General features: G+C 62.0%; 24 protein-coding genes. 17 read left to right on the forward strand and 7 right to left on the reverse strand.

Annotated features, from left to right (window positions below; all coding sequences use genetic code 11):
• Positions 1–287 precede the first annotated feature (287 nt).
• Positions 288–809 (reverse strand): DUF3087 family protein, encoded by a 522-nt coding sequence (locus HX821_RS08955; protein WP_087693365.1) that lies wholly within the window; start codon positions 807–809, stop codon positions 288–290.
• 153 nt (positions 810–962) lie between these two features.
• Here HX821_RS08955 and HX821_RS08960 point away from each other — a divergent pair, with 153 nt between their 5' ends.
• Both HX821_RS08960 and HX821_RS08965 read left to right on the forward strand, forming a co-directional pair.
• Positions 963–1,136 carry a hypothetical protein gene (locus HX821_RS08960; RefSeq protein WP_003210891.1) on the forward strand — a complete coding sequence of 58 codons (174 nt, stop codon included), beginning with the start codon at positions 963–965 and terminating at the stop codon, positions 1,134–1,136.
• A gap of 24 nt (positions 1,137–1,160) precedes the next feature.
• On the forward strand, positions 1,161–1,355 hold the full coding sequence (locus tag HX821_RS08965; protein WP_003210890.1) for a DUF6021 family protein: 195 nt from the start codon (positions 1,161–1,163) through the stop codon (positions 1,353–1,355).
• 35 nt (positions 1,356–1,390) lie between these two features.
• Here the strand turns inward: HX821_RS08965 and HX821_RS08970 are convergent, their stop codons facing one another.
• The gene (locus tag HX821_RS08970) at positions 1,391–1,636 is read right to left on the reverse strand and encodes a DUF6555 family protein (protein ID WP_023658994.1); all 246 of its coding nucleotides are present in this window, start codon (positions 1,634–1,636) and stop codon (positions 1,391–1,393) included.
• Positions 1,637–1,794: 158 nt separating this feature from the next.
• On the opposite strand from HX821_RS08970, the gene HX821_RS08975 reads away from it, so the two are divergent.
• From HX821_RS08975 to HX821_RS08995, 5 genes are all read left to right on the forward strand, one after another.
• Complete coding sequence (locus HX821_RS08975; protein ID WP_177021133.1) at positions 1,795–2,625, forward strand: arylamine N-acetyltransferase; 831 nt, start codon at positions 1,795–1,797, stop codon at positions 2,623–2,625.
• A gap of 123 nt (positions 2,626–2,748) precedes the next feature.
• Positions 2,749–3,501, forward strand: coding sequence for an outer membrane beta-barrel protein (locus HX821_RS08980; protein ID WP_003210885.1), 753 nt, complete (start codon positions 2,749–2,751; stop codon positions 3,499–3,501).
• 236 nt (positions 3,502–3,737) lie between these two features.
• A complete protein-coding gene (locus tag HX821_RS08985) occupies positions 3,738–4,106 on the forward strand; it encodes a cytochrome c5 family protein (RefSeq protein ID WP_010175315.1) in 369 nt (122 codons plus the stop codon).
• A 77-nt stretch (positions 4,107–4,183) separates the two neighbouring features.
• The gene (locus HX821_RS08990) at positions 4,184–5,512 is read left to right on the forward strand and encodes a D-arabinono-1,4-lactone oxidase (protein ID WP_173883077.1); all 1,329 of its coding nucleotides are present in this window, start codon (positions 4,184–4,186) and stop codon (positions 5,510–5,512) included.
• A gap of 59 nt (positions 5,513–5,571) precedes the next feature.
• On the forward strand, positions 5,572–6,780 hold the full coding sequence (locus HX821_RS08995; RefSeq protein ID WP_177035641.1) for a DSD1 family PLP-dependent enzyme: 1,209 nt from the start codon (positions 5,572–5,574) through the stop codon (positions 6,778–6,780).
• A gap of 127 nt (positions 6,781–6,907) precedes the next feature.
• On the opposite strand, the gene HX821_RS09000 is transcribed toward HX821_RS08995, so the two are convergent.
• Positions 6,908–7,849 carry a transporter gene (locus HX821_RS09000; protein WP_003219185.1) on the reverse strand — a complete coding sequence of 314 codons (942 nt, stop codon included), beginning with the start codon at positions 7,847–7,849 and terminating at the stop codon, positions 6,908–6,910.
• Between the two features lie 203 nt (positions 7,850–8,052).
• Between HX821_RS09000 and HX821_RS09005 the strand changes: the two genes are divergently transcribed.
• Positions 8,053–9,090, forward strand: a complete 1,038-nt coding sequence (locus tag HX821_RS09005) for an AraC family transcriptional regulator (RefSeq protein WP_177035635.1) — start codon at positions 8,053–8,055, stop codon at positions 9,088–9,090.
• A 111-nt stretch (positions 9,091–9,201) separates the two neighbouring features.
• Positions 9,202–9,639: a carboxymuconolactone decarboxylase family protein gene (locus HX821_RS09010; protein ID WP_003219182.1), complete on the forward strand. Its 438-nt coding sequence runs from the start codon at positions 9,202–9,204 to the stop codon at positions 9,637–9,639.
• A gap of 198 nt (positions 9,640–9,837) precedes the next feature.
• On the opposite strand, the gene HX821_RS09015 is transcribed toward HX821_RS09010, so the two are convergent.
• Complete coding sequence (locus tag HX821_RS09015; RefSeq protein ID WP_003219180.1) at positions 9,838–10,602, reverse strand: helix-turn-helix transcriptional regulator; 765 nt, start codon at positions 10,600–10,602, stop codon at positions 9,838–9,840.
• 99 nt (positions 10,603–10,701) lie between these two features.
• Here HX821_RS09015 and HX821_RS09020 point away from each other — a divergent pair, with 99 nt between their 5' ends.
• The gene (locus HX821_RS09020; RefSeq protein ID WP_003219178.1) at positions 10,702–11,832 is read left to right on the forward strand and encodes an MFS transporter; all 1,131 of its coding nucleotides are present in this window, start codon (positions 10,702–10,704) and stop codon (positions 11,830–11,832) included.
• Here HX821_RS09020 and HX821_RS09025 read toward each other — a convergent pair.
• Complete coding sequence (locus HX821_RS09025; RefSeq protein WP_177035636.1) at positions 11,822–13,984, reverse strand: TonB-dependent siderophore receptor; 2,163 nt, start codon at positions 13,982–13,984, stop codon at positions 11,822–11,824. The genes HX821_RS09020 and HX821_RS09025 overlap by 11 nt on opposite strands.
• Positions 13,985–14,174: 190 nt before the next feature.
• Between HX821_RS09025 and HX821_RS09030 the strand changes: the two genes are divergently transcribed.
• The gene (locus HX821_RS09030) at positions 14,175–14,954 is read left to right on the forward strand and encodes an acetoin reductase (protein WP_177035637.1); all 780 of its coding nucleotides are present in this window, start codon (positions 14,175–14,177) and stop codon (positions 14,952–14,954) included.
• A 133-nt stretch (positions 14,955–15,087) separates the two neighbouring features.
• Here the strand turns inward: HX821_RS09030 and HX821_RS09035 are convergent, their stop codons facing one another.
• Complete coding sequence (locus HX821_RS09035) at positions 15,088–16,953, reverse strand: sigma-54-dependent Fis family transcriptional regulator (protein WP_003219161.1); 1,866 nt, start codon at positions 16,951–16,953, stop codon at positions 15,088–15,090.
• Between the two features lie 309 nt (positions 16,954–17,262).
• Between HX821_RS09035 and HX821_RS09040 the strand changes: the two genes are divergently transcribed.
• The 3 genes from HX821_RS09040 to HX821_RS09050 are packed head-to-tail and all read left to right on the forward strand — an operon-like array spanning position 17,263 to position 20,393.
• Entirely contained in the window at positions 17,263–18,240 is a 978-nt protein-coding gene (locus tag HX821_RS09040; RefSeq protein ID WP_003219159.1) for a thiamine pyrophosphate-dependent dehydrogenase E1 component subunit alpha, read from the forward strand.
• A gap of 39 nt (positions 18,241–18,279) precedes the next feature.
• The gene (locus HX821_RS09045; protein WP_177035638.1) at positions 18,280–19,299 is read left to right on the forward strand and encodes an alpha-ketoacid dehydrogenase subunit beta; all 1,020 of its coding nucleotides are present in this window, start codon (positions 18,280–18,282) and stop codon (positions 19,297–19,299) included.
• Entirely contained in the window at positions 19,296–20,393 is a 1,098-nt protein-coding gene (locus HX821_RS09050; RefSeq protein WP_177035639.1) for an acetoin dehydrogenase dihydrolipoyllysine-residue acetyltransferase subunit, read from the forward strand. Before HX821_RS09045 ends, HX821_RS09050 begins: the two co-directional genes overlap by 4 nt.
• A 141-nt stretch (positions 20,394–20,534) precedes the next feature.
• Here HX821_RS09050 and HX821_RS09055 read toward each other — a convergent pair whose 3' ends face one another.
• Positions 20,535–21,437 (reverse strand): helix-turn-helix domain-containing protein, encoded by a 903-nt coding sequence (locus tag HX821_RS09055; RefSeq protein WP_102606368.1) that lies wholly within the window; start codon positions 21,435–21,437, stop codon positions 20,535–20,537.
• Positions 21,438–21,577: 140 nt separating this feature from the next.
• On the opposite strand from HX821_RS09055, the gene HX821_RS09060 reads away from it, so the two are divergent.
• The 3 genes from HX821_RS09060 to HX821_RS09070 all read left to right on the forward strand — a co-directional run bounded on the left by HX821_RS09060 (position 21,578) and on the right by HX821_RS09070 (position 25,469).
• Positions 21,578–22,936, forward strand: a complete 1,359-nt coding sequence (locus HX821_RS09060) for a glutamine synthetase family protein (protein ID WP_003219154.1) — start codon at positions 21,578–21,580, stop codon at positions 22,934–22,936.
• A 149-nt stretch (positions 22,937–23,085) separates the two neighbouring features.
• The gene (locus tag HX821_RS09065) at positions 23,086–24,174 is read left to right on the forward strand and encodes a polyamine ABC transporter substrate-binding protein (RefSeq protein WP_003219153.1); all 1,089 of its coding nucleotides are present in this window, start codon (positions 23,086–23,088) and stop codon (positions 24,172–24,174) included.
• The gene (locus tag HX821_RS09070) at positions 24,171–25,469 is read left to right on the forward strand and encodes an FAD-binding oxidoreductase (RefSeq protein WP_177035640.1); all 1,299 of its coding nucleotides are present in this window, start codon (positions 24,171–24,173) and stop codon (positions 25,467–25,469) included. The genes HX821_RS09065 and HX821_RS09070 overlap by 4 nt, the downstream gene beginning before the upstream one ends.
• The last annotated feature ends 203 nt before the right edge of the window (positions 25,470–25,672 follow it).

The raw sequence follows: 25,672 nt of genomic DNA on the forward strand, positions 1-25,672 counted from the left end.
CTGTTGATCTGCTTTTGATCTTAGGCGCCCCGTTAAACCACGCTGGCCGAACGCAGGCTTTGGAGCGTGGGTAACCCGGCAGGACGCCGGGTTAGCCGTCCTGGGCCAGGGATGGCCCATGACGGCGGCCCACGGTCCAAAGCCGGAGTGAGGGCACACCGAGCCTAGGCGAGGTGCCGAGTGGTGGGGCAAGAGCGTTTTGCTTACTTTTGCGCTGTTCAAAAGTGAGCCGCTGTAAGAGCGGAACCCATATCAGCCATCACCCAAATAACGGATATGCCCCCCAATCAGCGAGCCTTCACAGCCTCAACCCAATCCGGATCCAGCCGCGTCTGGTCAGGCTCAATCCCCAACCCCCGCATCTTCTCCAGATGCTCATCAACCTCCCGCACCAACTGCGCCTGAGAACTCGAATTGGCGTCCAGTTCGTGCATCTGCATCAACCCAAGGTGATAAAACCGCAGCAACTTGATCGCCACCGGATCATTCGCCTTCACCCCGTCAGTCACCTTGTGCATCACATTCGTCACACTCATCAGGCTGCGCTTGAGCTGCCACCCATACACCGCCGGCGCGAACCAGGCCTGGTTCCAGAACGGCCCCCGCACCAGCCCTACGGTAATCAACACCCCGGCAAACACCCCGCCCACATTAAAGCGAAAATTATCCCCCCCAGGCTCACCAAACAGCATCACCGCCAGGCTGGAAAGCACCATCGCCAACACCACAAACAACCCCGCGACTATCAACGTACTGCGTCGCGTCTGCTGGCGAAAAACAATCGGGTCGCACGGTTTGAGCTCAAACATCCAGGGTCAGTCTCCATGGCACAAGTAGGGTTATAACGCCGGCCAGCATCTTCTCATGCTTCACCCGTCGGAGTGACGGTAATCAGGTTGAACCATGGATCAGCGCAATTTCTCTAACCCCTGTAGGCAACCGACCCCCAAGCGAGGTGAACCATGACCCGGTACCAGCAACAGCCGCCCGGCACACCCAACCCCGACCGCACGCCCGGCGAAGAGGAGCGTGACAACGACGCCCTGCGCCCCAACGACCCGGCCGAACGGCAAGACGAAGAAGAGCAGGTCGAGGAAGACCTGGAAAACCTGCACGACAAGGCCCGCCCGCTGTAGACCCGGCGCGCCAAGGAGGTAGTTATGACTAATCGTACAAGCGGCCCGCATTCATCCGAGCATTCCAGCGGCAAGGACGAATTGGGTTTCGACCCCGATTCCCCGGACGTCGCAGACCCACAGGTCGACCCGGTAGGCCCCGCCATTGCCCCGTTGGACAAGCCAGAAAAAACCGGCAAGAAGCCGGCCTATGATCCCCTCGGTGATCTGAAAAAGTGAAACAAGCCCCGCCGTCGTGCGGGGCTTTTTATTCCTCAACCAAGCCGTTTCGGGGCTGTCCATGTCACCTCGGTGATGCCGAACTTCTCCGCCCAGGGACGAGTGGTCTTTTTCACCCGCTCGTGGCCCGGCCGGCCTATCCGCCCCACGTGGGCAATGTCGGCGTCAACGGCCGCCCAATGCCACGCTTCGGCGTTGTTCATGACCTCGGCACGCACCACAAAGGTTTTTGGTTCGCCGTGTAGCAAGTAGTGGATGGTGTAGATCATTGCGGTACTCATGATGCCTCCCTGTCTTGTAGTGAATGGATATAAATCAGTTCAGAAAGGTTCAGAAAGTTTGTGCATCTGAGGGCTTGCATTTGATTCAACCCACAATTGGCAAATAACCGCCGTCAGGGTATTAGTGGTGCTTTCGCCACCGACTCCAGGATTGCGTCATGCCAGAGCTGACCCACAGCCGCCTCTACCTGCAACGTCTGGGCTACGACACGCCGCCTCCGCCCACCCTGCAAACCCTGCAGGATCTGCAGTTGCGCCATGTCAGCACCTTCGCGTTTGAAAGCCTGTCGACCCTGCTGCACGCACCGGTGCCGATCGATTTGCCGAGCGTCGAACAAAAAGTCCTGTTCGACGGCCGTGGTGGTTATTGCTACGAGCTGAACCAGCTGTTCCTGGCCTTGTTGCAGGAGTTGGGCTTCGAGGCGCGGGGCATTACCGGCCGTGTGGTGATGGGGGGGCCACCCGATGCACTGACGGCGCGCACCCATCGGCTGAGCCTGGTGACCCTGGACGGCGTGCGTTACATCAGTGATGTCGGCTTTGGTGGCATGGTGCCCACCAGTCCCTTGCAACTGGACACCGATGCCACCCAGGCCACCGCCCATGAACCCTATCGCCTGAGCCTGGAGGAGGGCAGCTACACCTTGTGGGCGCAGGTCGCCGGTGAGTGGCGCGGCTTGTATGTGTTCGACCTGCAGGTGCAGTCACACTTCGACTACGAGATCGGTAACTGGTACGTCTCCACCCATCCGGATTCGCCGTTCCTCGGCCAGCTGAAAGTCGCACTGATTGGCCCGGGATTTCGCCGCACGCTGAACAACGGGCAGTACGCGATTCACTACCTGGACCGGGCCAGCGAAAAGCGTGCAATCGAGGACGTCGAAGAGTTGCTGAACCTGTTGCAGGCCAGCTTTGGCATTCGCCTGCCGGTGCATCCGCAGTTGCGGTCAATTCTCGGTCGTTTGCTGGCTCACGTCCAAGACGCTTGATATAGAGCCTTCGCTGAACCGTTTTACCTCGAAAAAGGTGCAAATTAATTCGAACCTTTCGCCAAAACGAGGGTTCGAAGCGTTTCCTGAATAATTTGCCACCTGCAATGGAGACGTAAAACGATGTCCAAACTATTCGGAAAGATCCTCAAGAATTCCTCGGTCCTGGCCTTGATCGCGGCACCTGGTGTGGTGTTCGCCGCAGCGCCGACCGACCCGATTTCCACCTTCGGGATCCTCGGCAGCTACAACGACTTCAAACTCGAAGGCGGTAGCCAAAGCGACAAGGACCACATGCCTGAAGCCGGCCTGTTCTATAACTTCGGCAACAAGCTGACGGCTGAATCCGGCTTTATCTACCAGGCCGGTATCGAAGCCAAGTACGGCGAGAAGAGCGACAACAAGCTCAAGGAAGGCCAGGCCGACCTCGACCTCGGCTGGCGTGCCGCGCTGGATGCGCGCAACTTCGTCGACGTGCTGGTGGGTGGCGGCTACAGCTGGACCCGCTACGAGCCGGACTCGGGCGACTACGACATGAAACTCACCAACAAATCGCCGTTCGCCAAGGCGGCCCTGGGCTACAACCACCAGTTCGACGACATGACCATGCGTGTTGAACTGGGCGCCCGCCATACCATCGACGGCCGCGCCAAGCTCAAGGTCGACGGCATCGGCAGCGACACCGTGGACCTCAAGGACCGCACCAACCCGTACGCCGAAGTCAGCCTGCTGATGAACCAGAAAGGCGACCTGCCGGTGATGGCGGGCCTGTACTACACCCGCACCGAGTACAAGCTCGATGACGATTCGTATGTGGCCGACAACACCAAGCTCAAGCGTGACGAGTATGGGTTCAAGGTCGGTATAGCCTTCTAAGCCCACCTCGATTCTAACGGTGGGAGCGGGCTTGCTCGCGAATGCGGTGTATCAGTAACAGATCTGATGACTGATACACCGCATTCGCGAGCAAGCCCGCTCCCACATTTGATCGGCGTTGCGGCTCAATCAACTGTCCGCCCAAGCCCCCCTTTCTGTCCCCCAATACCCTCAACGCCGCGCCCTGGCTGCCTTAGTGTGGATCACGCTTTCACACAATAAGAGAGAAGGTGGCTATGCGGGCAATCAACCCCCGTCGCATCAGTCTGCTGCTGGCCGTGACCTGCCTGCTGACAGCCTGTGGCGACAAACCGAAACATCCCCCCGAACGTGCCACGGCGGCCAATGCCATGCCCGGCGACGCAGCCCTGGCCCAGGTCTACGACACCAGTTGCAAGCTGTGCCACGCCAACCCGGCCTCCGGTGCGCCGCTGACCGGTGACGGCCCGGCCTGGAGCCCGCGCATCGCCCAGGGCCCGGACACCCTGCTGGACCACACCATCAATGGCTACAACGGCATGCCCCCGATGGGCCTGTGCGTGCAGTGCTCCGAAGAGCAATTCCTGGGGCTGATCAGCTTTATGTCGGGTCAACACATCCAATAAGAATAACGGGGTAGGCGATGGGGCTTTCACGGCGAGAATTATTGCAGCGCGGCGCGGTAGCCGGCGCGTTCATGGCATTGACCAGTAACCCGGTGCTGGCCCAGTTGGCCCGGGCACCGCGGCTGATTCCCTGGCGCAATTGGTCGGGGGCGCAAACCTGTCTGCCCCTGGCGCGGCTGGCGCCGAAGAACCTTGATGAACTGGTGCAGGTCATCGGCCAGGCACCGGGCAAGGTGCGGCCGGTGGGCTCGGGCCATTCGTTCAGTGCCCTGGTGCCCACCGACGGCACGTTGCTGTCCCTGAGTTACTTCAATGGCCTGCTGGATCACGACCCGCAAACCGTGCAGGCCACCTTCGCCGCCGGCACGCCGATGTCGCGCATGGGCCAGGCCTTGAAAGACGTCGGGCAGGCGCTGCCGAACATGGCGGATATCGACTACCAGACCCTGGCCGGGGCGATCTCCACTTCCACTCATGGCACCGGTGTGGGCTTCACCTCATATTCCGGTTGCGTCACCGGCCTGCAACTGGTGACCGCCCAGGGTGAGGTGCTGGAATGCGACGCCAAGCGCCACCCCGAGGTGTTCAGTGCCGCGCGGGTGTCCCTCGGCGCCCTCGGCGTGGCCACCCAGGTCCGCCTGCAAAACCGCGCACCGTACCGTCTGCGGGAGCGCCAGTGGATCGCCAAGACTGAAGAACTGCTGGAGGACGTGGCAAAGAACACCCGGGAAAACCAGCACTGGGAAATGCTCGTGGTGACCCATTCCGACTACGCCCTGTCCATCGCCCTGAACGAAACCACCGACCCCGAAACCCCGCCCATCGACCCGGCGGAGGCGGGCGGCAACGAGTTTGTATCGATCATCGAGAAACTCGACAAATACGGCAGCGATTTCCCCGAGGCCCGGCGTACCTTGCTCAACAGCCTGCGCTTTTTTGCCAGCTTCGATGACCGCGTGGCCGAGTCGTTCCAGGTGTACGCCAACGTGCGCAACGTGCGTTTCAACGAGATGGAATATTCGGTGCCCGCCGAGCACGGACCGGCATGCCTGCGGGAAATCCTCAAGCTGATCAACGATAAGGACCTGCGCACCTGGTTTCCCATCGAGTACCGCTACGTCAAGGCCGATGACATTCCGCTGAGCATGTTCGAGGGCCGCGACAGCTGTTCGATTTCCGTGCACCAGCACTACACCATGGACCACCACAACTTCTTCGCCGCCGTAGAACCGATCTTCTGGAAATACGCCGGTCGCCCGCACTGGGGCAAGTTGCACACCCTCAATGCGCGCACTTTGCAGCCGCTGTATCCGCGCTGGGAGGAATTTACCCGAGTGCGCCGCGAGCTGGACCCCAGCGGCAAATTCCTCAATGCGCACCTGTCGTCTATTCTGGGAGTGGCCTGATGAACCGCAGACATTTCATGCTCGGCACCGGCGTGTTGCTGGTGGGTGGTGCCATCTTGCTGAGGCCGGGCGACCGCGGCAGCCCTTACACCGAGTATTTCCGCAGCCTCAACCAGCAACTCAAGGCCCATGGGCCGATGCGCCCGGTGATGCTGATCGACCTCGATCGCCTGGACCACAACATCGACGTGGTGATGCAGTCAGTGCAGCGCGGCGGCAAACACCTGCGGCTGGTGGAGAAATCCCTGCCGTCGCCGGGGCTGCTGGCGTACATCGCCAAGCGAGCCGGCACCCAGCGCCTGATGTCGTTTCACCAGCCATTTCTGAATCACGACGCCCAGGTCTTTCCCGATGCGGACATCCTGCTGGGCAAGCCGTTGCCGGTGCGTTCTGCCGAGCTGTTTTACCAAACCCACAAGGGCCCGTTCGACCCGTCCCGCCAGCTGCAATGGCTGCTGGACACGCCCGAGCGCTTGCAACAATACCTGGCGCTGGCCCAGGGATTGGGCACGAAACTGCGGGTGAATATTGAACTGGATGTAGGCCTGCATCGCGGCGGCATCAGTGACAACGCGGTGCTGGGGCAGATGCTGACGATGATCAGCGCGCATCCGCAGCAGCTGGAATTCAGTGGGTTCATGGGCTACGACCCGTTCGTGGGCATGGGCGTGCCGGGGATTCTCGGCTCGCCCCAGGACCTGTTCGACAAAGTCATGCAGCGCTACAACGGCTATGTGGATTACACCCGCCAGCACTTTGCGCCGCTGTGGCGCGACGGGCTGACGTTGAATACGGCAGGCAGCCCGAGCTATCGCATTCACGAGCAGGAGAAGCTCAGCAGCGAGGTGTCGGTGGGCACGGCGTTGCTCAAGCCGACGCACTATGACTTGCCGTCGCTGAGCGAGCATGTGCCGGCGGCCTATATCGCCACGCCCGTGTTGAAAAGCACCGGGCCGGTGGACATTCCGGCGCTGGACGGCAAGTCGCGGTTGTTCTCGTGGTGGGATGCGAATCAGCGCGCCACGTTCTTTATTTATGGGGGCAACTGGATGGCGGAGTTTGAGTCGCCCAGGGGGTTGCAGAGCAATGACCTGTACGGGCGCAGCTCCAATCAGGAGATGGTCAATGGTTCGCCCAAGGTGGGGCTGAACGTGGAAGACCAGGTGTTCCTGCGCCCGACCCAGAGTGAGTTTGTGCTGCTGCAGTTCGGCGATTTGCTGGCAGTACGGGGCGGGAAAATCGTCGATACCTGGCCGGTCTACACCTGACTACGCCGTCCCACTGTAGGAGCGAGCTTGCTCGCGAAAAACCCAAGGACGACGCGTTCATCCAGACGGCCCGCGTTATCGTTGACGTTTTTCGCGAGCAAGCTCGCTCCTACAGTTTTTGCCGGGTTTACAGGGCAAACGGAATCGTCAACTTCGCCCACAACATGTCGCCTTCCGGCCGGTTCTGCACATCAAACTCCTTGGCCCAGCGCACCTCGGCACTCGCATACTTGAGGAAGGTGAAATACACCGCCGGACCGATCGCAAACACCTGGCCCTTGACCCCGTCATCCACATCTTCGCCATAGATGTTCACCACGGTATGCCCGTACTGCTTATCGTCGGTGGTCTGCTTGAGGTAATAACCATTGAGCCCAAGGCTGAGGTTATCCGTCACCTTGTAGCTGGCCGAGTAGTCGAAGTGAAAAATCTGCCCCGACCGGTAATGGGTGTCGGGGTTTTCCTTGTTGAAGCTGTAGGTGGTCTTGATCGACAGCTCAGTGCGCTCGTTGGGCATCCAGGTCGCCGACACCAACGGTTTGTAGGTGTAGAAATTGTTGCTGGTATTGGCCAGACGCGTGGCGTCGTATTCGCCGGTGGGCAGGGTGATTTCCAGGGCGGTGCCCACTGTCAGGTTCTTGCCCAGGTCCCAGAGGATGATCGGCGCCACGGTGGTGTCGCCCATGCTTTCCCGGGTGTCGGACATGCCGAACAGCGACACCTGTTGCTTCAGGTACGGCTGGGCGATGTAGCCGCCCAGGCGCCCGCCGAATACCCGCAACGGGCTGAGGTAATCCAGGCGCGGGATGATCGCGTCGGACTTGATCTTCACGTCCGGCACCTTGCCACCCAACGAGCTGATATCGAGCTTCCTGGCTTCGTAATGGTTGTAATAGATGTTGAAGGCGAACATGTGGTCGGGCAGGTTGTTGACGTCCAGCGGCAGGATGTAGAAGCCATCGGTGCCGGGGCCGATGTTGTCGACGCCGCCTTCGGTGGCCAGGGCCGGCAGGCTGATGAGGGTCAACAGGGCGAGTTGCACGGGGTAAAACGCACGGGTCGTGTTCATGTCTGGGCTCATTATTATTATCAGGACGACGCTGCCTATAGAAATAAGCCCTCGGCGCCCGGCGGGGCAGGGTATTGGCGGCCACATAGGGGGACTTTGGCGGACAGCTTTCATCCAGAGTGCAGCAGTTCTTGCAAGAGCCTATGATTGTCAGGATGTTTCCAAAACAAGAACTGAAGCACTCAGTCGGGAATCGAAGATCCATGCAAAGGAAAGCCGTTGATCCGCACTATGACCTGGCCCTGGTCTCGCCATTTCTGTTGCAAACCCTCGGCCAAGTGGTCGCGCAAAAAGGCGTGAGCGCCGAGCACCTGTGCCGTGGCCTGGGATTCACCCTGGCCGACCTGGACGACCCGGCCCAGCGCATTTCCTATCGCCAGGCGGTAGCGATGATCCAGCGTGCACTCAAGGTGTTGCCCGACCAGGGGCTGGGCCTGTGGGTAGGCCATCAGAACGTACTCGGCACCCTGGGCCTGCTCGGCCATGTGATTTCACTGTGCAAGACGTTGCGCGATGCGTTTGCCATCGGGGAACGTCATCAGCACACCTCCGGTGGTATCGCCACCTCGCGCACCCATGAAGGCCCCCAGGAAGTTTTCGTCGATATCGAATGCCTGCTGCCCTACGCCGAGGTGCAGGTGTTTGCCGCCGAGGAGTTTTTCGCCAGCCTGATGGTGTATGGCCGCGCCCTGGTGGGCGAGGGCTTCATGCCGCTGCGGGTCGAATTTATCCACGCCGCGCCCAGCTATGTCGCTGACTATCACCAACTGTTAGGTACGGATGTGCGTTTTGGCTGCCTGCATAACCGCATGGTCCTGGCCAGCCACTGGCTGGACGTGCGGCTGCCCAATCACCATGCCCTGGCCTTGCGCCAGGCCCTGGAACTGCTGGAACTGGAAAGCGCGCAACTGCATCAGAAAATGGATTTGATCCAGGCGGTGGAGCGCGCGATTTCCCGGGATTTGCAGGGCAGCCAGCTGGAAAAGGTCGCCAGTGACTTGAACATGAGCGGGCGTACCTTGCGCCGGCGCCTGACCGAGCATGGGCTGACGTTCGAGGGCTTGCTGGAACAGGTGCGCAGGGCAAGGACCATGGGCTTGCTGAGCAACCCGGGGTTGTCCATCGAACGGATCACCGAGGAAGTTGGCTACAGCGATGTGCGCAGTTTTCGGCGGGCGTTCAAGCGCTGGACCGGGCTGAGCCCCAGTGCGTTTCGCGGTGAAGGCGCAGGGCCGGGGTGATCGTCAGGATTGGCCCCATTGGCTACCTGATCTTTCCCCGGATTGGCTATTTGTCCACTGCCCCCTCGTCACTACTCTAGACACCAATCCCCACTGTTCTGGAGTATCACCATGCAAGCTCGTACCGACTTCTACACCGCCTCCCCGGATGCCATGAAAGCCATGCTGGCCCTGGAGGCTGCCGTCGGCAAACTGTCCATCGAACTGCCGCTGCTGGAACTGGTGCGCCTGCGTGTGTCGCAGATCAACGGCTGCGCCTTCTGCCTCGACATGCACACCGCCGACGCCCGCAAGGGGGGCGAGACCGAGCGCCGCCTGTACACCGTGTCGGCCTGGCGTGAAACGCCGTTCTTCACCCCCCGTGAACGTGCCGCGCTGGCCTGGGCCGAAAGCCTGACCCTGCTCAGCCAGACCCACGCACCGGATGCAGACTTCACCGAACTGGCCGCCCACTTCAGCCCGCAAGAGCAAGTCGACCTGAGCGTGGCGATCGCCACCATCAACAGCTGGAACCGTCTGGCGGTGGGTTTTCGCAAGATGCCTAAATAACCCGACAAGACGCCGGGATGACTGATCGTTCCCGCGCTCTGCGTGGGAATGCCGCCCCGGACGCTCTGCGTCCAGCGGGCGATGCAAGGCTCAAGTCTTGCGTACGGGTGACGCGGAGCGTCACGGGATGCATTCCCACGCAGAGCGAGGGAACGATCAATGAAGCCGATCTACCACCGGGTTACAGCCAGTCGGCATTCACTTGAAGTAACCCCGTGGCGTGGCGCCGGTCATGGCCTTGAAGAAGGCGATCAGCGCACTGTCACTGGCAAAGCCCAACTCAAAGGCGCAGTACCCGAGACTGCGCCCGGTGGCGAGCAGCTCGATGGCGCGCATCAGGCGCCACTGCTGGCGCCATTGCTGATAGCCCATGCCGGTTTCCCGCAGGAAGATCCGGCCGATGGTTTTGCCGCTGGCGGCCACCTGGCGTTGCAAGGCTTGCAGCTCCGGTGGCAGCGCGTCGAGGTTCTGCAATAACGGCGCCAGGCGTTTGTCCGTGGGCAGGGGCAGCAGCAGCGGTTGCTCGACTGCCTCGCGGATTTCACTCAGGCACAGCGCCAGCAAATGCGCGTATTTGCCCTGTTGCCAATCGGTGTCGAACGCCGCCATTGCCATGGGCTCCAGCACCGCCCGCAGCAGCGCACTCACCTCAATCACCCGCACTTGTGCCGGCAACTGCCCGGCCAATGCCGGGCTGACATACACCGAACGGTAATCCACGGTCTGTTGCATCACTGCCCGGTGCGGCACACCGCCGGGAATCCACGCTGCCCGAGTGGGCGGCAACAGGCACAGCTGGTTGGCCAGGGTAATGCGCGTGCAGCCCTGTTGGGTGAACAGCAATTGCCCGCGCTGATGCTGATGTACACCGGAGTCGTGATCACCCAGCAGGGCGGCGATGCCCACCACGGGCGCGTCGAAGCGGTCGGGATCGAAAGGTGTCTGCGCCGCCAGCCATGCCATGGGATGTCCGATTTCATTGATAAGGTGTCGAAGTCTGGATAATACGCCAGCTGCCGCTGTTTAGACTCCCTGGCCTGTTTACTCGTGAAGAGCGTCTGGATGATGTTGAAAAACTTGCTGGTGCTGGCGGTGGCGCTGCTGATGTTCCCGCAGATCGCACAAACCCTGTATAGCCCTGCGCTGGCGGATATCGGCCAGGCGTTTGCGGTAGGGCCCGAGGCAGCGGGGCAGACCTTGTCGGTGTACTTTCTGGCCTTCGCGTTCGGGGTCGTGGTGTGGGGACGCTTGTGTGACCGCTTCGGCCGGCGCCCGGTGATGCTGGCCGGGTTGGCCCTTTATGGCGCGGCCACAGCGCTGGCCTTGGGCGTGCGTTCGTTCAACGGCCTGTTGCTGGCCCAGGCGGTGGCGGCGTTTGGTGCGGCGGTGGGGTCGGTGGTGACGCAAACCGTGCTGCGCGACCGCTTCAGCGGTGCCGGGCTGGCGCAGGTGTTTTCAGTCGTGGGCATTGCCCTGGCGGCCAGCCCCGCCATTGGCCTGTTCACTGGCGCGGGCCTGGTGCAGCACTTTGGCTATCGCGGGGTGCTCACAGGCTTGTTGCTGCTGGCGCTGACGTTATTGGCCTGGTGCCTGTGGGCCTTGCCGGAAACCCGCCCGGCCTCGCTGCCCACAGCGTCGTTGCGCGGCACCCTGGGCCTGATGCTCAAGGATGCGGCGCTGTGGCGTTCGGTGGGGCTGGTCGCGGTCTTCAATATCGCGCTGTTCAGCTATTACAGCCTGGGGCCGTTTGTGTTCCAGCGCCTGGGGTTGTCTGCCGAGCAGTTCGGCTACAGCGGCGTCCTGCTGGCGTTGGGCTCGGGGCTTGGGGCCTGGCTCAACAAGGGGTTGCTCAAGCGCGGGGCCGGCAGCGAACAGCTGGTGCTGGCAGCCGGTGGCGTGATGTTAGTGGGCAGCGTGCTGGTGGTGCTGTTACAGGACCGTTGGCTGTTCGTGTTGCCGATGCTGTTGGTGGTCATGGCCTTCGGCATGGCGATTCCCAATGTCTTGGGGGCGGCACTCACGGCTTATCGCGACCGCCTTGGCACCGCCGGTGCCTTGTTCGGTTTGCTGTATTACCTGGTGATCGGGGTGGGGTTGACCCTGGCAGCCTGGGTCCAGCAGTTGGGCTGGACCCTGTTGGTGTGCGCCTTGGCGGCGCTATGCCTGGCGATCCCGCGTACCGTCAGAAATTGACCGTGGCACTCAAGCGCGCCGTCAACGGCGCACCCTGGAACAGGTAGTCATCGCCCATGTATTCGCCAGCATCGCGCCAGTAACGCTTGTCGAACAGGTTGTCGACGCTCAGGCGAAACACCGTTTCATAGCCATCGAGTTTGGTGGTGTAGCGGCTGCCGACGTTGACGATGGCGTAGTCGCCCACTTCCACATCACCGGTGCGATTGGCGTACTTGTTGGCGCTGTATTGCACGCCGCCGAGCAGCGCCAGGCCGTCGACCCAGGGCAGGGCGTAGTCGGCGTACAGACTGGCCCGCAGTTTCGGCACGTTGATCGCCTGATGGCCTTCGTATTCCGGCGTGCCGCTGCCCGTCACCCGTGCACGGATGGCCGCGACGCTGGCGGCGATCTGCAAGCACTGGGTGGCCCAGCCGTTGGCGGACAATTCCAGGCCGGTGTTTTTCTGCTCGCCCTGTTGCACGTAGGTGTAGTCGCCGGCGGCGTCCGGCTTGGCGTACTGATAGGCCTGGCGAGTCTGGAAGATCGCGGCGGCAAAGCTGATGCGGCGCCAGTCGTATTTCACCCCGGCTTCGATCTGGCGGGAAACTGTCGGGGCGAGGGTTTCATCTTTATTCAGGGCAAACCACGGCGCGGTACCGCCCAGGGACAGGCCTTTGCTGTAGCTGGTGTAGAGCGACAGGTTTTCAATCGGTTTGTAGATCAGCGCCGCCTGGGGCAGGAACACATACTGCCGGGTGTGGCGCGACTCGTTGCCCTGATCATCGAAAGCCTTTTCGTCCAGGCGCACTTCGCGGCCGCCCACGATGGTCTGCCATTGCTCGTTGAAGCTGATGCGGTCGGTGACGAACAGGCCGTATTGGCGGCTGTCGAGGTTGCGATGACTATCGTTCAGGGGCTTATCGGTGGGCGCGAAGTTTTCCGGGTCCTGATTGATATTGCCGGAGCCAATCATCTCGTTGACCGATTCGCGCTTGTCCACCACTCGCCGAAACGCACTGCTGCCAAACGTCAACTCATGCCCCAGGCCACCGGTATTGAACAACCCGGTCATCGCGGCCTGGATTTCATCATCGCGCCGGGTGTCATCAGGGCTGCGGAAGTCATAGATATCGTAGTTGCCTTCCGGGCTGAAGTAGTTCGGTACCTTGGCCCCGGCACAGCTCGCGGACCCGTAGCAGCCCCACGCAAACGAACTGTAATCATCAATCACCACCTTGCTGCGCGCCGCGCTGACGCTGCCTTTCCACTGGTCACTGAAGCGATATTCAAACTTGCCGTTGAGGTTCAGCGAATCAATCCCTACCTGATTCGCACCGCTCTGATGCCCCAGCAGTTTTTTCGGCGACGCGTGGTGCGGCACCTCGGTCCCGCCCAGCAACTGATAACCCGGCACCGAGCGCTGTTGCTTGTTCTGATACTCGGCATCCAGCTGCAATACCGCGTCGGGGCTGATGTTCCAGTCGAACGCCAGGGACAGGAAATCCCGGTGGCCATTGGCATGTTCGACATAGGAATGCAGGTCTTCATGGGCCACGTTGGCGCGCAGGCCGAACTGCTGCTCGCTGCCAAACCAGCCGCCCACGTCGGTGGCCAGGTAACCACTGCCGCGATCATCGGTGGACACCGTCACCGAGCGCACATCCTCCGGGCGCTTGGTCACGTAATTGATCACGCCGCTGGGCTCGGAAATCCCGCTTTGCATACCCGACAATCCCTTGAGCAGCTCCACGCGCTGCTTGTTCTCCAGGGCAACGTTCTGCTCGCCGGTGATGGTGCGGCCATTGATCTTGTAACTGCTGGCGGCATTCAGCGAGAAACCGCGCACCACGAAGTTTTCGTAGTAGCCGATGGGCGCATAGCTGTCGCCCACCGAGGCGTCATTGCGCAGCACTTCGCTGAGCAAGCGCGCCTGCTGGTCCTTGATCAACGACTCGTTGAACACCGCGATCGAGGCCGGCGTGTCGAGCAACGGCGCCTCATTGAAAGCGCCCACCGACGCGGTGTCGGTGTTATAGCCGGATTCATCCTGGCCCTGGACCTTCACCTCCGGCAGCTCGATATCAGCCGCCTGGCTGCTTCCAATACCTGCGCTGAGCAACAGGCCGAGGGCAAAACGTGAAGGGGCAGCGGGGCGAAGACGCAAAACCATGGGGGAAGGCCTGAGAGCGCAGAGCGGAGGGCGCATAAGCTAGGCATAACGGCGGCGTTTTACAAGTTTTCGAGAATGGTTCGCTTTGAGACGACCCGTCTCAGCCCGCAGATCAATCCTGCTGCTGCTCGACAGCGGCCCCTGGCAACTGCGATAGACAAGGCTTCTCTCACCGTTGAAGGAGATCGTCATGAGTATCGCTGGAAAAGTTGCACTGGTGACCGGCGCCGGGCAAGGCATCGGCCGGGCCATCGCCCTGCGCCTGGCGCGGGATGGCGCCGACATAGCGTTGGTGGACATCAACAGCGCGAAGATTGAAGCGGTGGCGGCCGAGGTGGTTGCACTGGGGCGCAAGGCCTCGGTGTATGTCGCCGATGTCTCGAAGCTGGAGCAAGTGGTCGCGGCGGTGGACCATGCCCACCAGACCCTGGGCGGCTTCCACATCATCGTCAACAACGCCGGCATCGCACAGATTGACGCACTGCTGGACGTAACCCCGGAACAGGTCGACCGCACGCTGCGTATCAACGTGCAGGGCACGCTTTGGGGCATCCAGGCCGCAGGCAAGAAATTCAAGGCGCTGAAGCAGAGGGGCAAGATCATCAATGCCTGCTCGATTGCCGGCCATGAAGGCTTTGCGTTGCTGGGGGTGTATTCGGCCACCAAGTTTGCCGTGCGTGCGCTGACCCAGGCCGCCGCGAGGGAGTTGGCCATTGACGGGATTACCGTCAACGCCTACTGCCCGGGTGTGGTGGGCACGGATATGTGGGTCGAGATCGACAAACGCATGGCCGAGATTACCGGCGCCGAGGTAGGGGCGACGTACAAGAAGTATGTGGACGGGATTGCGTTGGGCCGGGCGGAAACGCCGGAGGATGTAGCGGGGCTGGTGTCGTACCTGGCGGGGCCGGATTCGGATTACATGACCGGGCAATCGCCGTTGATTGATGGGGGGATTCTCTACCGCTGACCCGGCGGAATCACTCGGTCAAAAAATGTGGGAGCGGGCTTGCTCGCGAAGGCGGAGTGTCAGTCACCGGAAATGTTGACTGGTACACCGCCTTCGCGAGCAAGCCCGCTCCCACATTTTTGACCGTGTTGGGTCAGTGCTTGCCGGGCATGTCGATACCCAGCTGGTTAACCCGCCGATACAAGGTCGCCCTGGAAATCCCCAACGCCTGCGCCGCCGCCAGCGGCTTCCACCGATGCCGAATCAGTGCGTCCAGCACCAACTGCCGTTCCGGGCTGACGCTTTCCGATGTTTCCACCGCAACCGCGTCACCACGAACTTCCACCGGCAAATCCGCCAGCTGAATCGTCCCGCCGTCGCACACCGCACACGCATACGCCAACACATGCCGCAGTTGCCGCACATTCCCCGGCCAGGCATAACCCAGCAGCGACTCCAGCGCCGCTGCCGCGATCCCGACCGCAACACCGCTGTGCCGCGCCTCCTGCTCCAGAAGCCGATTGATCAATGCCAGTTTGTCCATGCGCTCGCGCAATGGCGGCACACAGAACCGCGCACAGCCCAACCGGAAATACAAATCCTCGCGAAAGCTTCCAGCACTCACCAGCGCCGCCAAGTCCCGATGGCTGGCGCAGATCACCTGGATATCCACCGCCCGGGTTTTTGCCCCGCCCAGCGGCGCCACTTCACCTTCGGCCATTACCCGCAGCAGTCGCGTCTGCAACGCCAGCGGCATGTCGCCGATCTCGTCGAGAAACAACGTGCCGCCATCGGCCTGCAACAGCAGCCCGGTCATGCCCTTGCTGGAGGCACCGGTAAATGCCCCGGCCACGTAGCCGAACAGTTCGCTCTCGATCAGGTTTTCCGGGATCGCCGCGCAGTTCACCGCCACAAAGGGGCCGTCGCGACGGGCACTGCGTTCATGCAACTGGCGGGCAAACACTTCCTTGCCGGCGCCGGTTTCGCCCTGGACCAGCACCGGCAGGTTGCGGTCCTTGACCCGCACGGCCAGGCGCAGATGTTCTTCTACTCGCGGGTCTACCTGATGACTCGAAGACACCGTCGCACGTGCAGCCTTACGCCGCGGCGCGCTGACCCGTACCTGCAACGCCCCCGGCTCGCCGAGCCAATGCAACTGCTGCGTCGATTGATCGGTCACGGCGCGCAACGCGTCCAGGTCAAACACTTCGCCGATATGCTCCGGCAACTGCCCGAAGCGCAATCTCAGGGCCTGCCGCGCCTTGCTGTTCAAGGCTTGCAGCCGCCCATCCTGGTCCCACGCCAGCAGCATGTCCGGCTGGCTGTCGACGTAACCGGGCGTGCTGTGGGCCTGCAACACCCAATGTTGCCGGGCGCTGTGCATGAAAAACGCGTTCTCGATGGCCCGCGCGCTTTGCGCCACCATCTGCCGCACCAGGTGTTGGCTGCGCCGGTCATCCGGCGATTTCAGGGCGGAGGCGTCCATCACGCCCAGCAGGTTGCCCTGGGGATCAAAGATGGGTGCGGCAGAGCAGGTCAGGCCGATAAACGCCGCACGAAAGTGGTCGCGCTTGTGCACGGTGACCGCGGCCTTGCTGGTCAGCACCGTGGCCACGCCACAGGTGCCTTCCTCGGCTTCCGACCAGCAGGTGCCCAGGTACAGGCCGGCCTTGCGGCAGTCGTTACGAATGCCGGCGTCCACACGATGGTCGATGGTCTGGCCCTGGGCGTCGGTAAGCATCACGCAGTAATCGGCGTGGCGCACCCGGTTGTGAATCTGCCCGACTTCCTCACTGGCGATGCGCATGAACAGCTCGGCGCGTTCGCGGCATTCCTTGAGCAGGGTGCTGGTGAGGATGCGCGGCCCTTGCAGGGAACCGGGGTCGAGGTGGTGCTGCTCCATGGAGCGGCGCCAGGAATCAAAAATCAGCGACGGCACCGGCGCCTGGGGCAGGCGGTCGGCGTTGCGTACCACGCGGCTGACACAGTCGACATGGTCCTTGGAGTTCACGGCGAGCATTGAAGCCTCCGGTTCTCGATCCTTGTTGTTATGCCCGCCATTAAGCGCCCATGGGCCGGGTGGAACAAGGCCGGCCTGACCAACTGCCCGAGGTGAGACGCAGCGTCTCATTGCGCCTGAGACGCTGCGGGCGGTTGCAACGGCGCGTCTCATTGAACGGCCCACAGTGGCACGTCCACGCTTCCAGGCAACTGCTCTGGGTCAAGGCTTTTCCGGGTTTTCCAACGGATTGGCACAGGCCGTGCTGAGTGCCTTGCAGCTGGCCTGATCCAGCCTTTTGTGTGTCGAGACAACCTGGAGAACAACAAGATGTCCACTCACCTGTCCACCGATCAATTGCTCCATGCCTACACCGTGATGCGCACCATCCGTGATTTCGAAGAACGCCTGCACGTGGAATTCGCCACCGGCGAGATTCCCGGTTTCGTGCATTTGTATGCCGGCCAGGAAGCCAGCGCCGCCGGGGTCATGGCCCACCTCAACGATGAAGATTGCATCGCGTCCAACCACCGTGGCCACGGCCATTGCATCGCCAAGGGTGTGGACGTGTTCGGCATGATGGCCGAGATCTACGGCAAGAAAACCGGGGTGTGCGGCGGCAAGGGCGGCTCCATGCACATTGCCGACCAGGAGAAGGGCATGCTCGGCGCCAACGGCATTGTGGGTGCCGGGGCGCCGCTGGCGGCCGGTGCGGCCCTGGCGGCCAAGCTCAAGGGCAGCGCGGGGGTGGCGGTCGCGTTTTTCGGCGACGGCGGCTCCAACGAGGGCGCGGTGTTTGAAGCCATGAACCTGGCCTCGATCATGAACCTGCCGTGCCTGTTCGTGGCCGAGAACAACGGTTATGCCGAAGCCACCGGGTCCGGCTGGTCGGTGGCCTGCAAGGACATTGCCGAGCGCGCCGTGGGTTTTGGCATGCCGGGGGTGATTGTCGACGGCAACGACTTTTTTGCCGTGCACGCCGCCCTCGGCGTCGCGGTAGAGCGTGCCCGCAGCGGTAAAGGGCCGACGCTGGTGGAGGTCAAACTGAGCCGTTTCTACGGCCACTTCGAAGGCGATGCGCAAACCTATCGCGGCCCGGACGAAGTGAAAAACCTGCGGGAAACCGGCGACTGCCTGAGCCTGTTTCGCCAGCGCTGCACCGCCGAAGGCTGGCTCGACGCAGCGCAGTTCGAACGCATCGACACCGAAGTCGCGCAGCTGATCGAAGACGCCGTGCGCCTGGCCAAGTCCGATCCCAAACCCCAGGCCGCCGACCTGCTCAGCGATGTCTACGTCGCCTACCGCTAACCGCCACCCACTACAAAAACAATCCGTGGAGAAGTCATCATGGCTAGAAAAATCAGCTATCAGCAGGCAATCAACGAAGCCCTGGCCCAGGAAATGCGCCGCGACCAGAGCGTGTTCATCATCGGCCAGGACGTGTCCGGCGGCACCGGTTCGCCCGGTGAACAGGACGCCTGGGGCGGCGTGCTCGGCGTCACCAAGGGGCTGTATCCGGAGTTCCCCGACCGCGTGCTCGACGCGCCACTTTCCGAGGTCGGCTATGTGGGCATGGCCGTCGGTGCAGCCACCCGTGGCATGCGCCCGGTGTGCGAGTTGATGTTCGTCGACTTTATCGGCTGCTGCCTCGACCAGTTGCTCAACCAGGCGGCGAAGTTTCGCTATATGTTCGGTGGCAAGACCACCACGCCGCTGGTGGTGCGCGCCATGTATGGCGCCGGCCTGCGTGCGGCGGCCCAGCATTCGCAGATGCTCACCTCGATGTGGACGCATATTCCCGGGCTCAAGGTGGTGTGCCCGGCCACGCCCTATGACGCCAAGGGCATGCTGATCCAGGCGATCCGCGACAACGACCCGGTGATTTTTCTCGAACACAAAATGCTCTACAGCCTCCAGGGCGAAGTGCCGGAAGAGCTGTACACCGTGCCGTTCGGCGAAGCCAACTTCGTGCGTGAAGGCAATGACGTAACCCTGGTGACCTACGGGCGCATGGTGCACATCGCCCTGGAAGCCGCCGCCAATCTGGCGCGCCAGGGTATCGACTGCGAAGTGTTGGACCTGCGCACCACCAGCCCGCTGGACGAAGACAGCATCCTTGAAAGCGTGGAGAAAACCGGGCGCCTGGTGGTGATCGACGAGTCCAACCCACGTTGCTCGATTGCCACGGACATTAGTGCATTGGTGGCGCAACGGGCGTTCGGCTTCCTGCGCGCGCCGATCGAAATGGTCACCGCGCCTCACACGCCGGTGCCGTTCTCCGATGCCCTGGAGGACCTGTACATCCCCAACGCGGCGAAGATCGAAGCTGCGGTGCTGAAGATTGCCGACAAGAGGAATGCCGCATGATCCATACACTGACCATGCCCAAGTGGGGGCTGTCGATGACCGAAGGCCGGGTTGATGTCTGGCTCAAGCAGCCGGGCGACCCGGTGGAGAAGGGTGAAGAAGTGCTGGATGTCGAGACCGACAAGATTTCCAGCAGTGTCGAGGCACCCTTCAGCGGGGTGCTGCGGCGGGTGTTGGCCCAGAGCGATGAGACCTTGCCCGTGGGGGCATTGCTGGCAATCGTGGTGGAAGGCGAGGCCAGCGAGGCCGAGATTGATGGGGTGATCGAGGCGTTCCAGGCGGGGTTCGTTTCCAGTGCCGCCGAGGCTGAAGCCAGCGGGCCATCGGCACAGAAGGTCGAGGTGGGCGGGCGCCTGCTGCGCTATCTGGACCTCGGGGAGGGCGGCACACCGCTGGTGCTGGTGCACGGCTTTGGTGGCGACCTGAATAACTGGCTGTTCAATCACCCGGTGCTCGCGGCTGAGCGGCGGGTGATCGCCCTGGATTTGCCGGGGCATGGCGAGTCGGGCAAGTACCTGCAAACGGGCGAGCTTGAGGAGCTGAGCCAGGCGGTATTGGCACTGCTGGATTATCTGAAGGTTGACCGGGTACACCTCGCCGGGCATTCCATGGGCGGGCTGGTTTCCCTGAACCTCGCGCGGGTGGCACCGCAGCGTGTGGCGTCGTTGACCCTGATCGCCAGCGCTGGGTTGGGTACGCAGATCAACAGTGACTACCTGCAAGGTTTTATCGACGCGAGCAATCGCAATGCACTCAAGCCGCAACTGGTGCAACTGTTCAGCGACCCGGCGCTGGTGACCCGGCAGATGCTGGAAGACATGCTCAAGTTCAAGCGCCTGGAGGGTGTGGAGCAGGCGTTGCGGCAGATCACCGGGGCGTTGTTCAGCGGTGGTCGGCAGTTGGTGGATTTGCGCAGTGTGGTGGGGCACCAGCCGAGCCTGGTGATCTGGGGCAGTGAGGACGCAATCATCCCGGCGAGCCATGCCCATGGGTTGGACGCTCAGGTGGAGATACTGCCGGGGCAGGGGCATATGGTGCAGTTGGAGGCGGCGGAGCGAGTGAATCAGTTGATGCTGGCGTTTCTTCGGACCTGATCGTTCCCACGCTCCGCGTGGGAACGATCTTCAAATGTGGGAGCGGGCTTGCTCGCGAAGGCGGTGTATCAGTGCCAGATTTATTGACTGACCCACCGCATTCGCGAGCAAGCCCGCTCCCACACAAGCCCGCTCCTACATTTACCTCTGGCGCTTCAGGGTCTCGCTGGGCAACTCCTGAAACAACGCCCGATAACTGTTGGAAAACCGCCCCAAATGCCAGAACGACCAATTCATCGCCACCTCCGCCACGGTGGTGTCCACTGACGGCGGGTTCAACAACTCCCGCCGTGCACTGTTCAACCGGCGCAACCGCAACCACTGCGCCGGGCTCATCCCGGTATACGTCTTGAACCCGTGCTGCAACTGGCGCAACGGCACCCCGGCAATGCGCGCCAGTTGCAGCAGGTTGACGGTTTCATCCGGCACATCCGCCGCCCATTCGCCAATGCGCGCCATGATGATTCGCTCCTCGGTGCGCCGCTGCAATGAGCCCTTGTCGAGGCACACGCAGGCGTTGTCGAGGATGAACAGGCAATCGTCGAGCAACTGTTGCGTGAGGGCATCACGACTCGGCAGGTCCAGCGTCGCCGACAGCCGTGTCAGCGTGCCGCTGAGCCAGCGGCTGAACAACGGGTTTTGCAGGGAGTTGAGCGGGGCCATGAACAACCCCTCCAGCTTCGCCACATCCAGACCATGGCGCTGGACAAACTGCGGCCCGAACACCACTGCCACTTCGCGGTAGTTTTCCGGGGTGATCCAGGTGTTGCGGCTTTCGCCATTGAGCACGTACAGCGCGTTGTCGCTGCCATCGAAACAGAACGCCAGGGAACCCGGCGGCGCGTTGAAGTTCTGCTCCACCCGGGTGTTCATCCGCTCTTCGTACACCTCGACACCTTGCAGGTCGAGGTAGCGGATCTGCCCGGCGAAATGCCCTGGGGACATCTGCTGGTACTGCTGCACCCAACCGGGTGTCGCACTGCATTGAGCGGCCACATCACCGGTGGTGAAGGCCTGTACGCGCAAAGCTGTTGCCTGTGTCATGGGTAACCTGGGCGCACTCTATTGGTGCGTTGTGGTTGGCGCAAAGTGGATAGATGCCGTTGGGCGGCTGGCCCAAGATAGACCTCAATGCGCCGCGAGGGAAGCCCGCGGCGCAGCATCCAACCCATGACGAGGTCCTTATGAACGCCCCCTTCGATCAGCTGTCCGCCTGGCTGAAAGAACACAAGATTACCGAAGTCGAATGCGTGATCAGTGATTTGACTGGCATCGCACGCGGCAAGATTTCGCCCACCAACAAGTTCCTGCATGAGCGAGGCATGCGCCTGCCGGAAAGTGTGTTGCTGCAAACGGTAACCGGGGACTTTGTCGACGACGATATCTACTACGACCTGCTGGACCCGGCCGACATCGACATGATCTGCCGCCCGGTGTCCAACGCCACCTACGTGGTGCCATGGGCCATCGAGCCGACGGCCATCGTGATCCACGACACCTTCGACAAGCAGGGCAACCCCATCGAACTGTCGCCGCGCAACGTGCTGAAAAAGGTCCTGCAACTCTATACCGACCAGGGCTGGCAGCCGATTGTCGCGCCGGAGATGGAGTTCTACCTGACCCAGCGCTGCGAAGACCCGGACCTGCCGCTGAAGACCCCGCTGGGCCGTTCCGGTCGCGCCGAAAGTGGCCGTCAGTCGTTCTCCATCGACGCTGCCAACGAGTTCGACCCGCTGTTCGAAGACGTCTACGACTGGTGCGAAGCCCAGGGCCTGGACCTCGACACGCTGATCCATGAAGACGGCCCGGCGCAGATGGAAATCAACTTCCGCCACGGCGATGCCCTGGACCTGGCCGACCAGATCACCGTGTTCAAACGCACCCTGCGCGAGGCTGCACTCAAGCACAACGTGGCGGCCACCTTCATGGCCAAACCGGTGGCCGACGAGCCCGGCAGCGCCATGCACCTGCACCAGAGCGTGGTGGAGATCGCCACCGGCAAGCAGGTGTTTGTCGATGAGCACGGCAACAAGAGCCAACTGTTCCTCAACCACATCGGCGGCCTGCAGAAGTACATCCCCAAGCTGCTGCCGATGTTTGCGCCTAACGTCAACTCGTTCCGCCGCTTCCTGCCGGACACCTCGGCACCGGTCAACGTCGAGTGGGGCGAAGAAAACCGCACCGTCGGCCTGCGTGTACCGAGTTCCAGCCCCGACGCCATGCGCGTGGAAAACCGCCTGCCGGGTGCCGACGCCAACCCGTACCTGGCCATCGCCGCCAGCCTGCTGTGCGGCTACCTCGGCATGATCGAAAAGGTCGAGCCCAGCGCCCCGGTGGAAGGCCGTGCCTACGAACGCCGCAACCTGAGGCTGCCGATCACCATCGAAGACGCCCTGGCGCGCATGGAAGAGTGCGACACCGTCAAGCAGTACCTGGGGGACAAGTTTGTGCGCGGCTACGTCGCGGTCAAGCGCGCCGAACACGAGAACTTCAAGCGGGTGATCAGCTCCTGGGAACGTGAATTCCTGCTGCTGAGCGTCTGACGACTCGTCCGTAGCTTAGCGAGGCTGCGTCGGGCCCACCGCAATTGTGTCCGATACATCGCTACGCAGCCTCGCCAAGGCTCGACAGCTGCTACGGGCAGAATGGCTGGATGAATACATAAAAATCAATCAAGCAAAGGGGTGTCGATATGCGTCTGGTGAAAAAGCTTCTCCCGCTGGCCTTGGCGGCATTGTTCAGCAGCGCGGGTCATGCCGCGCAGACGGTCAGTGTGTACAACTGGACCGACTACATCGGTGAGACCACCTTGGCCGACTTCCAGGCCAAGACCGGGATCAAGGTGATCTACGACGTGTTCGACTCCAACGAAACCCTGGAAGGCAAACTGCTCGCCGGCCGTACCGGCTACGATGTGGTGGTGCCGTCCAACCACTTCCTGGCGCGCCAGGTAAAGGCCGGCGCGTTCCTCAAGCTGGACCGTTCGCAGCTACCCAACTTCAAGAACCTCGACCCCAAGCTGCTCAAGCTGCTGGAGAAAAACGACCCGGGCAACGAGCATTCGGTGCCGTACCTGTGGGGCACCAACGGCATCGGCTATAACGTGGACAAGGTCAAGCAGGTGTTGGGCATCGACCATATCGATTCGTGGGCCGTGCTGTTTGAACCGGAGAACATCAAGAAGCTCCACGAGTGCGGCGTCGCGTTCCTCGACTCGGCGGATGAACTGTTCCCGGCGATCCTCAACTACATGGGCAAGGACCCGCGCAGCGAGAATCCCGAAGACTACAAACAGGCCGAGGCCAAGCTGCTGACCCTGCGGCCGTACATCACTTATTTCCATTCCTCCAAGTACATCTCGGACCTGGCCAACGGTGATATCTGCGTCGCCTTCGGTTATTCCGGCGACGTGTTCCAGGCGGCCAACCGCGCCAAGGAAGCCAAGAACGGCGTGAACATCGCCTACTCGATTCCCAAGGAAGGCAGCAACCTGTGGTTCGACCTGCTGGCCATCCCGGCGGACGCCGCCAACCCGAAAGCCGCCCACGCCTTCATCAACTACTTGCTGGACCCTGAAGTGATCGCCAAGGTCAGCGCCAGCGTCGGCTACGCCAACCCGAACCCGGCGGCCAAGGCCTTCATGGCCCCCGAGCTGGTGAACAACCCCGAGATCTACCCGTCCCAGGAAGTGCTCGACAAACTCTACATTTCCACCACCCCGACGCCCGCCGTCATGCGCTTGATGACGCGGTCCTGGAGCAAAGTGAAGACCAACAAATGAACCGTTCCTCCTCCGACCACGCTCGTTCCTATTACCTGGCTTCGGCCAACGCCATGCCCCGGCGCCCAGCGCTGGGGGCTGACCTGACCGCCGATGTGTGTGTGATCGGCGGTGGGTTCACCGGGGTCAACACCGCCATCGAACTGGCCCAGCGCGGGCTGTCGGTGATCCTGCTGGAGGCCCGGCGGATTGGCTGGGGCGCCAGCGGGCGCAATGGCGGGCAGTTGATTCGCGGGATTGGGCATGACGTATCGGGCTTTGCCAGGTACGTGGGGGAGGAGGGCGTGCGTTACCTGCAGCAGGCCGGGATCGATTCGGTGGCGCTGGTGGGCGAGCGGATTCGCGAGCACGGGATTGACTGTGATTTGCGCTGGGGGTTTTGCGAGTTGGCGAATACGCCGGCGCAGTTTGCGGCGTTTCAGGGGGAGCTGGAGAGCCTTGCTGCCTTGGGGTATGCGCCTGAAACGCGGTTGGTGGCATCGCAGGATATGGCGCAGGTGGTTGGCTCAGGCTTGTATGCCGGTGGCCTGGTGGACATGGGCTCCGGGCATCTGCACCCGTTGAACCTGGTGCTGGGGGAGGCCGGTGTGGCCGAATCCCTTGGGGTGCGGATCTTTGAAGACAGCCCGGTGCTGGAGTTGATCCATGGCGACACGGTGCAGGTGCGTTGCGAGTTTGGCAGCGTGCGCGCCGGCAACCTGGTGCTGGCGTGCAATGCGCATCTGGAGGAACTGGAGCCGAAGTTGAGCGGCAAGGTGCTGCCAGCGGGGAGCTACATCATTGCGACCGAGCCGCTGTCGGTTGGGGTGGCTGATCAGTTGATTCCGCAGAACCTGGCGTTGTGTGATCAGAAAGTGGGGTTGGATTATTACCGGCTTTCGGCGGATCGGCGCTTGTTGTTTGGGGGGGCTTGTCATTATTCGGGGCGTGATCCGGTGGATATCGCGGGGTATATGCGGCCGAAGATGCTCAAGGTTTTTCCGCAGTTGGTGGATACGGCGATTGAGTTTCAGTGGGGGGGGAAGATTGGGATTACGGCTAACCGGTTTCCGCAGGTGGGGCGGTTGAAGCAGCACCCGAATGTGTTCTATGCCCAGGGGTATTCGGGGCATGGCCTTAACGTGACGCATTGGTGTGCGCGGTTATTGGCGGAAGGAATTCATGCGGGGCAGAGTAAAGGGTTGGATATTTTCAGCCAGGTGCCGCATATGACGTTTCCCGGGGGGAAGGTGTTGCGTTCGCCGCTGTTGGCGTTGGGGATGTTGTGGTATCGGGTTCGGGAGATGGTGGGGTGATTGATTGGGTACATATCCGTTTCTTCGGTAACGGCCACCTAGGGTTTCGCTCTTACAGCGAGTCACTTTGCAAAAGCGGCAAAGTAACCAAAACGCTCTGCCCCGCCTGTCGGCACCTCGCCTAGGCTCGGTGTTCCCTCACTCCGGCATTACTCCGCGGGCCGCCGCGACGGGCCATCCTTGGCCCGGCGCGGCTAAACCGG

The organism is Pseudomonas sp. B6001, assembly GCF_013386015.1.
In the GTDB taxonomy this organism is placed as follows: domain Bacteria; phylum Pseudomonadota; class Gammaproteobacteria; order Pseudomonadales; family Pseudomonadaceae; genus Aquipseudomonas.

Excerpts from the sequence above, each read along its gene's own strand:
- HX821_RS08955 (WP_087693365.1), bottom strand. The coding sequence starts at position 809 with ATGTTTGAGCTCAAACCGTGCGACCCGATTGTTTTTCGCCAGCAGACG.
- HX821_RS08960 (WP_003210891.1), top strand. The coding sequence starts at position 963 with ATGACCCGGTACCAGCAACAGCCGCCCGGCACACCCAACCCCGACCGC.
- HX821_RS08965 (WP_003210890.1), top strand. The coding sequence starts at position 1,161 with ATGACTAATCGTACAAGCGGCCCGCATTCATCCGAGCATTCCAGCGGC.
- HX821_RS08970 (WP_023658994.1), bottom strand. The coding sequence starts at position 1,636 with ATGAGTACCGCAATGATCTACACCATCCACTACTTGCTACACGGCGAA.
- HX821_RS08975 (WP_177021133.1), top strand. The coding sequence starts at position 1,795 with ATGCCAGAGCTGACCCACAGCCGCCTCTACCTGCAACGTCTGGGCTAC.
- HX821_RS08980 (WP_003210885.1), top strand. The coding sequence starts at position 2,749 with ATGTCCAAACTATTCGGAAAGATCCTCAAGAATTCCTCGGTCCTGGCC.
- HX821_RS08985 (WP_010175315.1), top strand. The coding sequence starts at position 3,738 with ATGCGGGCAATCAACCCCCGTCGCATCAGTCTGCTGCTGGCCGTGACC.
- HX821_RS09000 (WP_003219185.1), bottom strand. The coding sequence starts at position 7,849 with ATGAACACGACCCGTGCGTTTTACCCCGTGCAACTCGCCCTGTTGACC.
- HX821_RS09005 (WP_177035635.1), top strand. The coding sequence starts at position 8,053 with ATGCAAAGGAAAGCCGTTGATCCGCACTATGACCTGGCCCTGGTCTCG.
- HX821_RS09010 (WP_003219182.1), top strand. The coding sequence starts at position 9,202 with ATGCAAGCTCGTACCGACTTCTACACCGCCTCCCCGGATGCCATGAAA.
- HX821_RS09015 (WP_003219180.1), bottom strand. The coding sequence starts at position 10,602 with ATGGCATGGCTGGCGGCGCAGACACCTTTCGATCCCGACCGCTTCGAC.
- HX821_RS09020 (WP_003219178.1), top strand. The coding sequence starts at position 10,702 with ATGATGTTGAAAAACTTGCTGGTGCTGGCGGTGGCGCTGCTGATGTTC.
- HX821_RS09025 (WP_177035636.1), bottom strand. The coding sequence starts at position 13,984 with ATGGTTTTGCGTCTTCGCCCCGCTGCCCCTTCACGTTTTGCCCTCGGC.
- HX821_RS09030 (WP_177035637.1), top strand. The coding sequence starts at position 14,175 with ATGAGTATCGCTGGAAAAGTTGCACTGGTGACCGGCGCCGGGCAAGGC.
- HX821_RS09035 (WP_003219161.1), bottom strand. The coding sequence starts at position 16,953 with ATGCTCGCCGTGAACTCCAAGGACCATGTCGACTGTGTCAGCCGCGTG.
- HX821_RS09040 (WP_003219159.1), top strand. The coding sequence starts at position 17,263 with ATGTCCACTCACCTGTCCACCGATCAATTGCTCCATGCCTACACCGTG.
- HX821_RS09045 (WP_177035638.1), top strand. The coding sequence starts at position 18,280 with ATGGCTAGAAAAATCAGCTATCAGCAGGCAATCAACGAAGCCCTGGCC.
- HX821_RS09050 (WP_177035639.1), top strand. The coding sequence starts at position 19,296 with ATGATCCATACACTGACCATGCCCAAGTGGGGGCTGTCGATGACCGAA.
- HX821_RS09055 (WP_102606368.1), bottom strand. The coding sequence starts at position 21,437 with ATGACACAGGCAACAGCTTTGCGCGTACAGGCCTTCACCACCGGTGAT.
- HX821_RS09060 (WP_003219154.1), top strand. The coding sequence starts at position 21,578 with ATGAACGCCCCCTTCGATCAGCTGTCCGCCTGGCTGAAAGAACACAAG.
- HX821_RS09065 (WP_003219153.1), top strand. The coding sequence starts at position 23,086 with ATGCGTCTGGTGAAAAAGCTTCTCCCGCTGGCCTTGGCGGCATTGTTC.
- HX821_RS09070 (WP_177035640.1), top strand. The coding sequence starts at position 24,171 with ATGAACCGTTCCTCCTCCGACCACGCTCGTTCCTATTACCTGGCTTCG.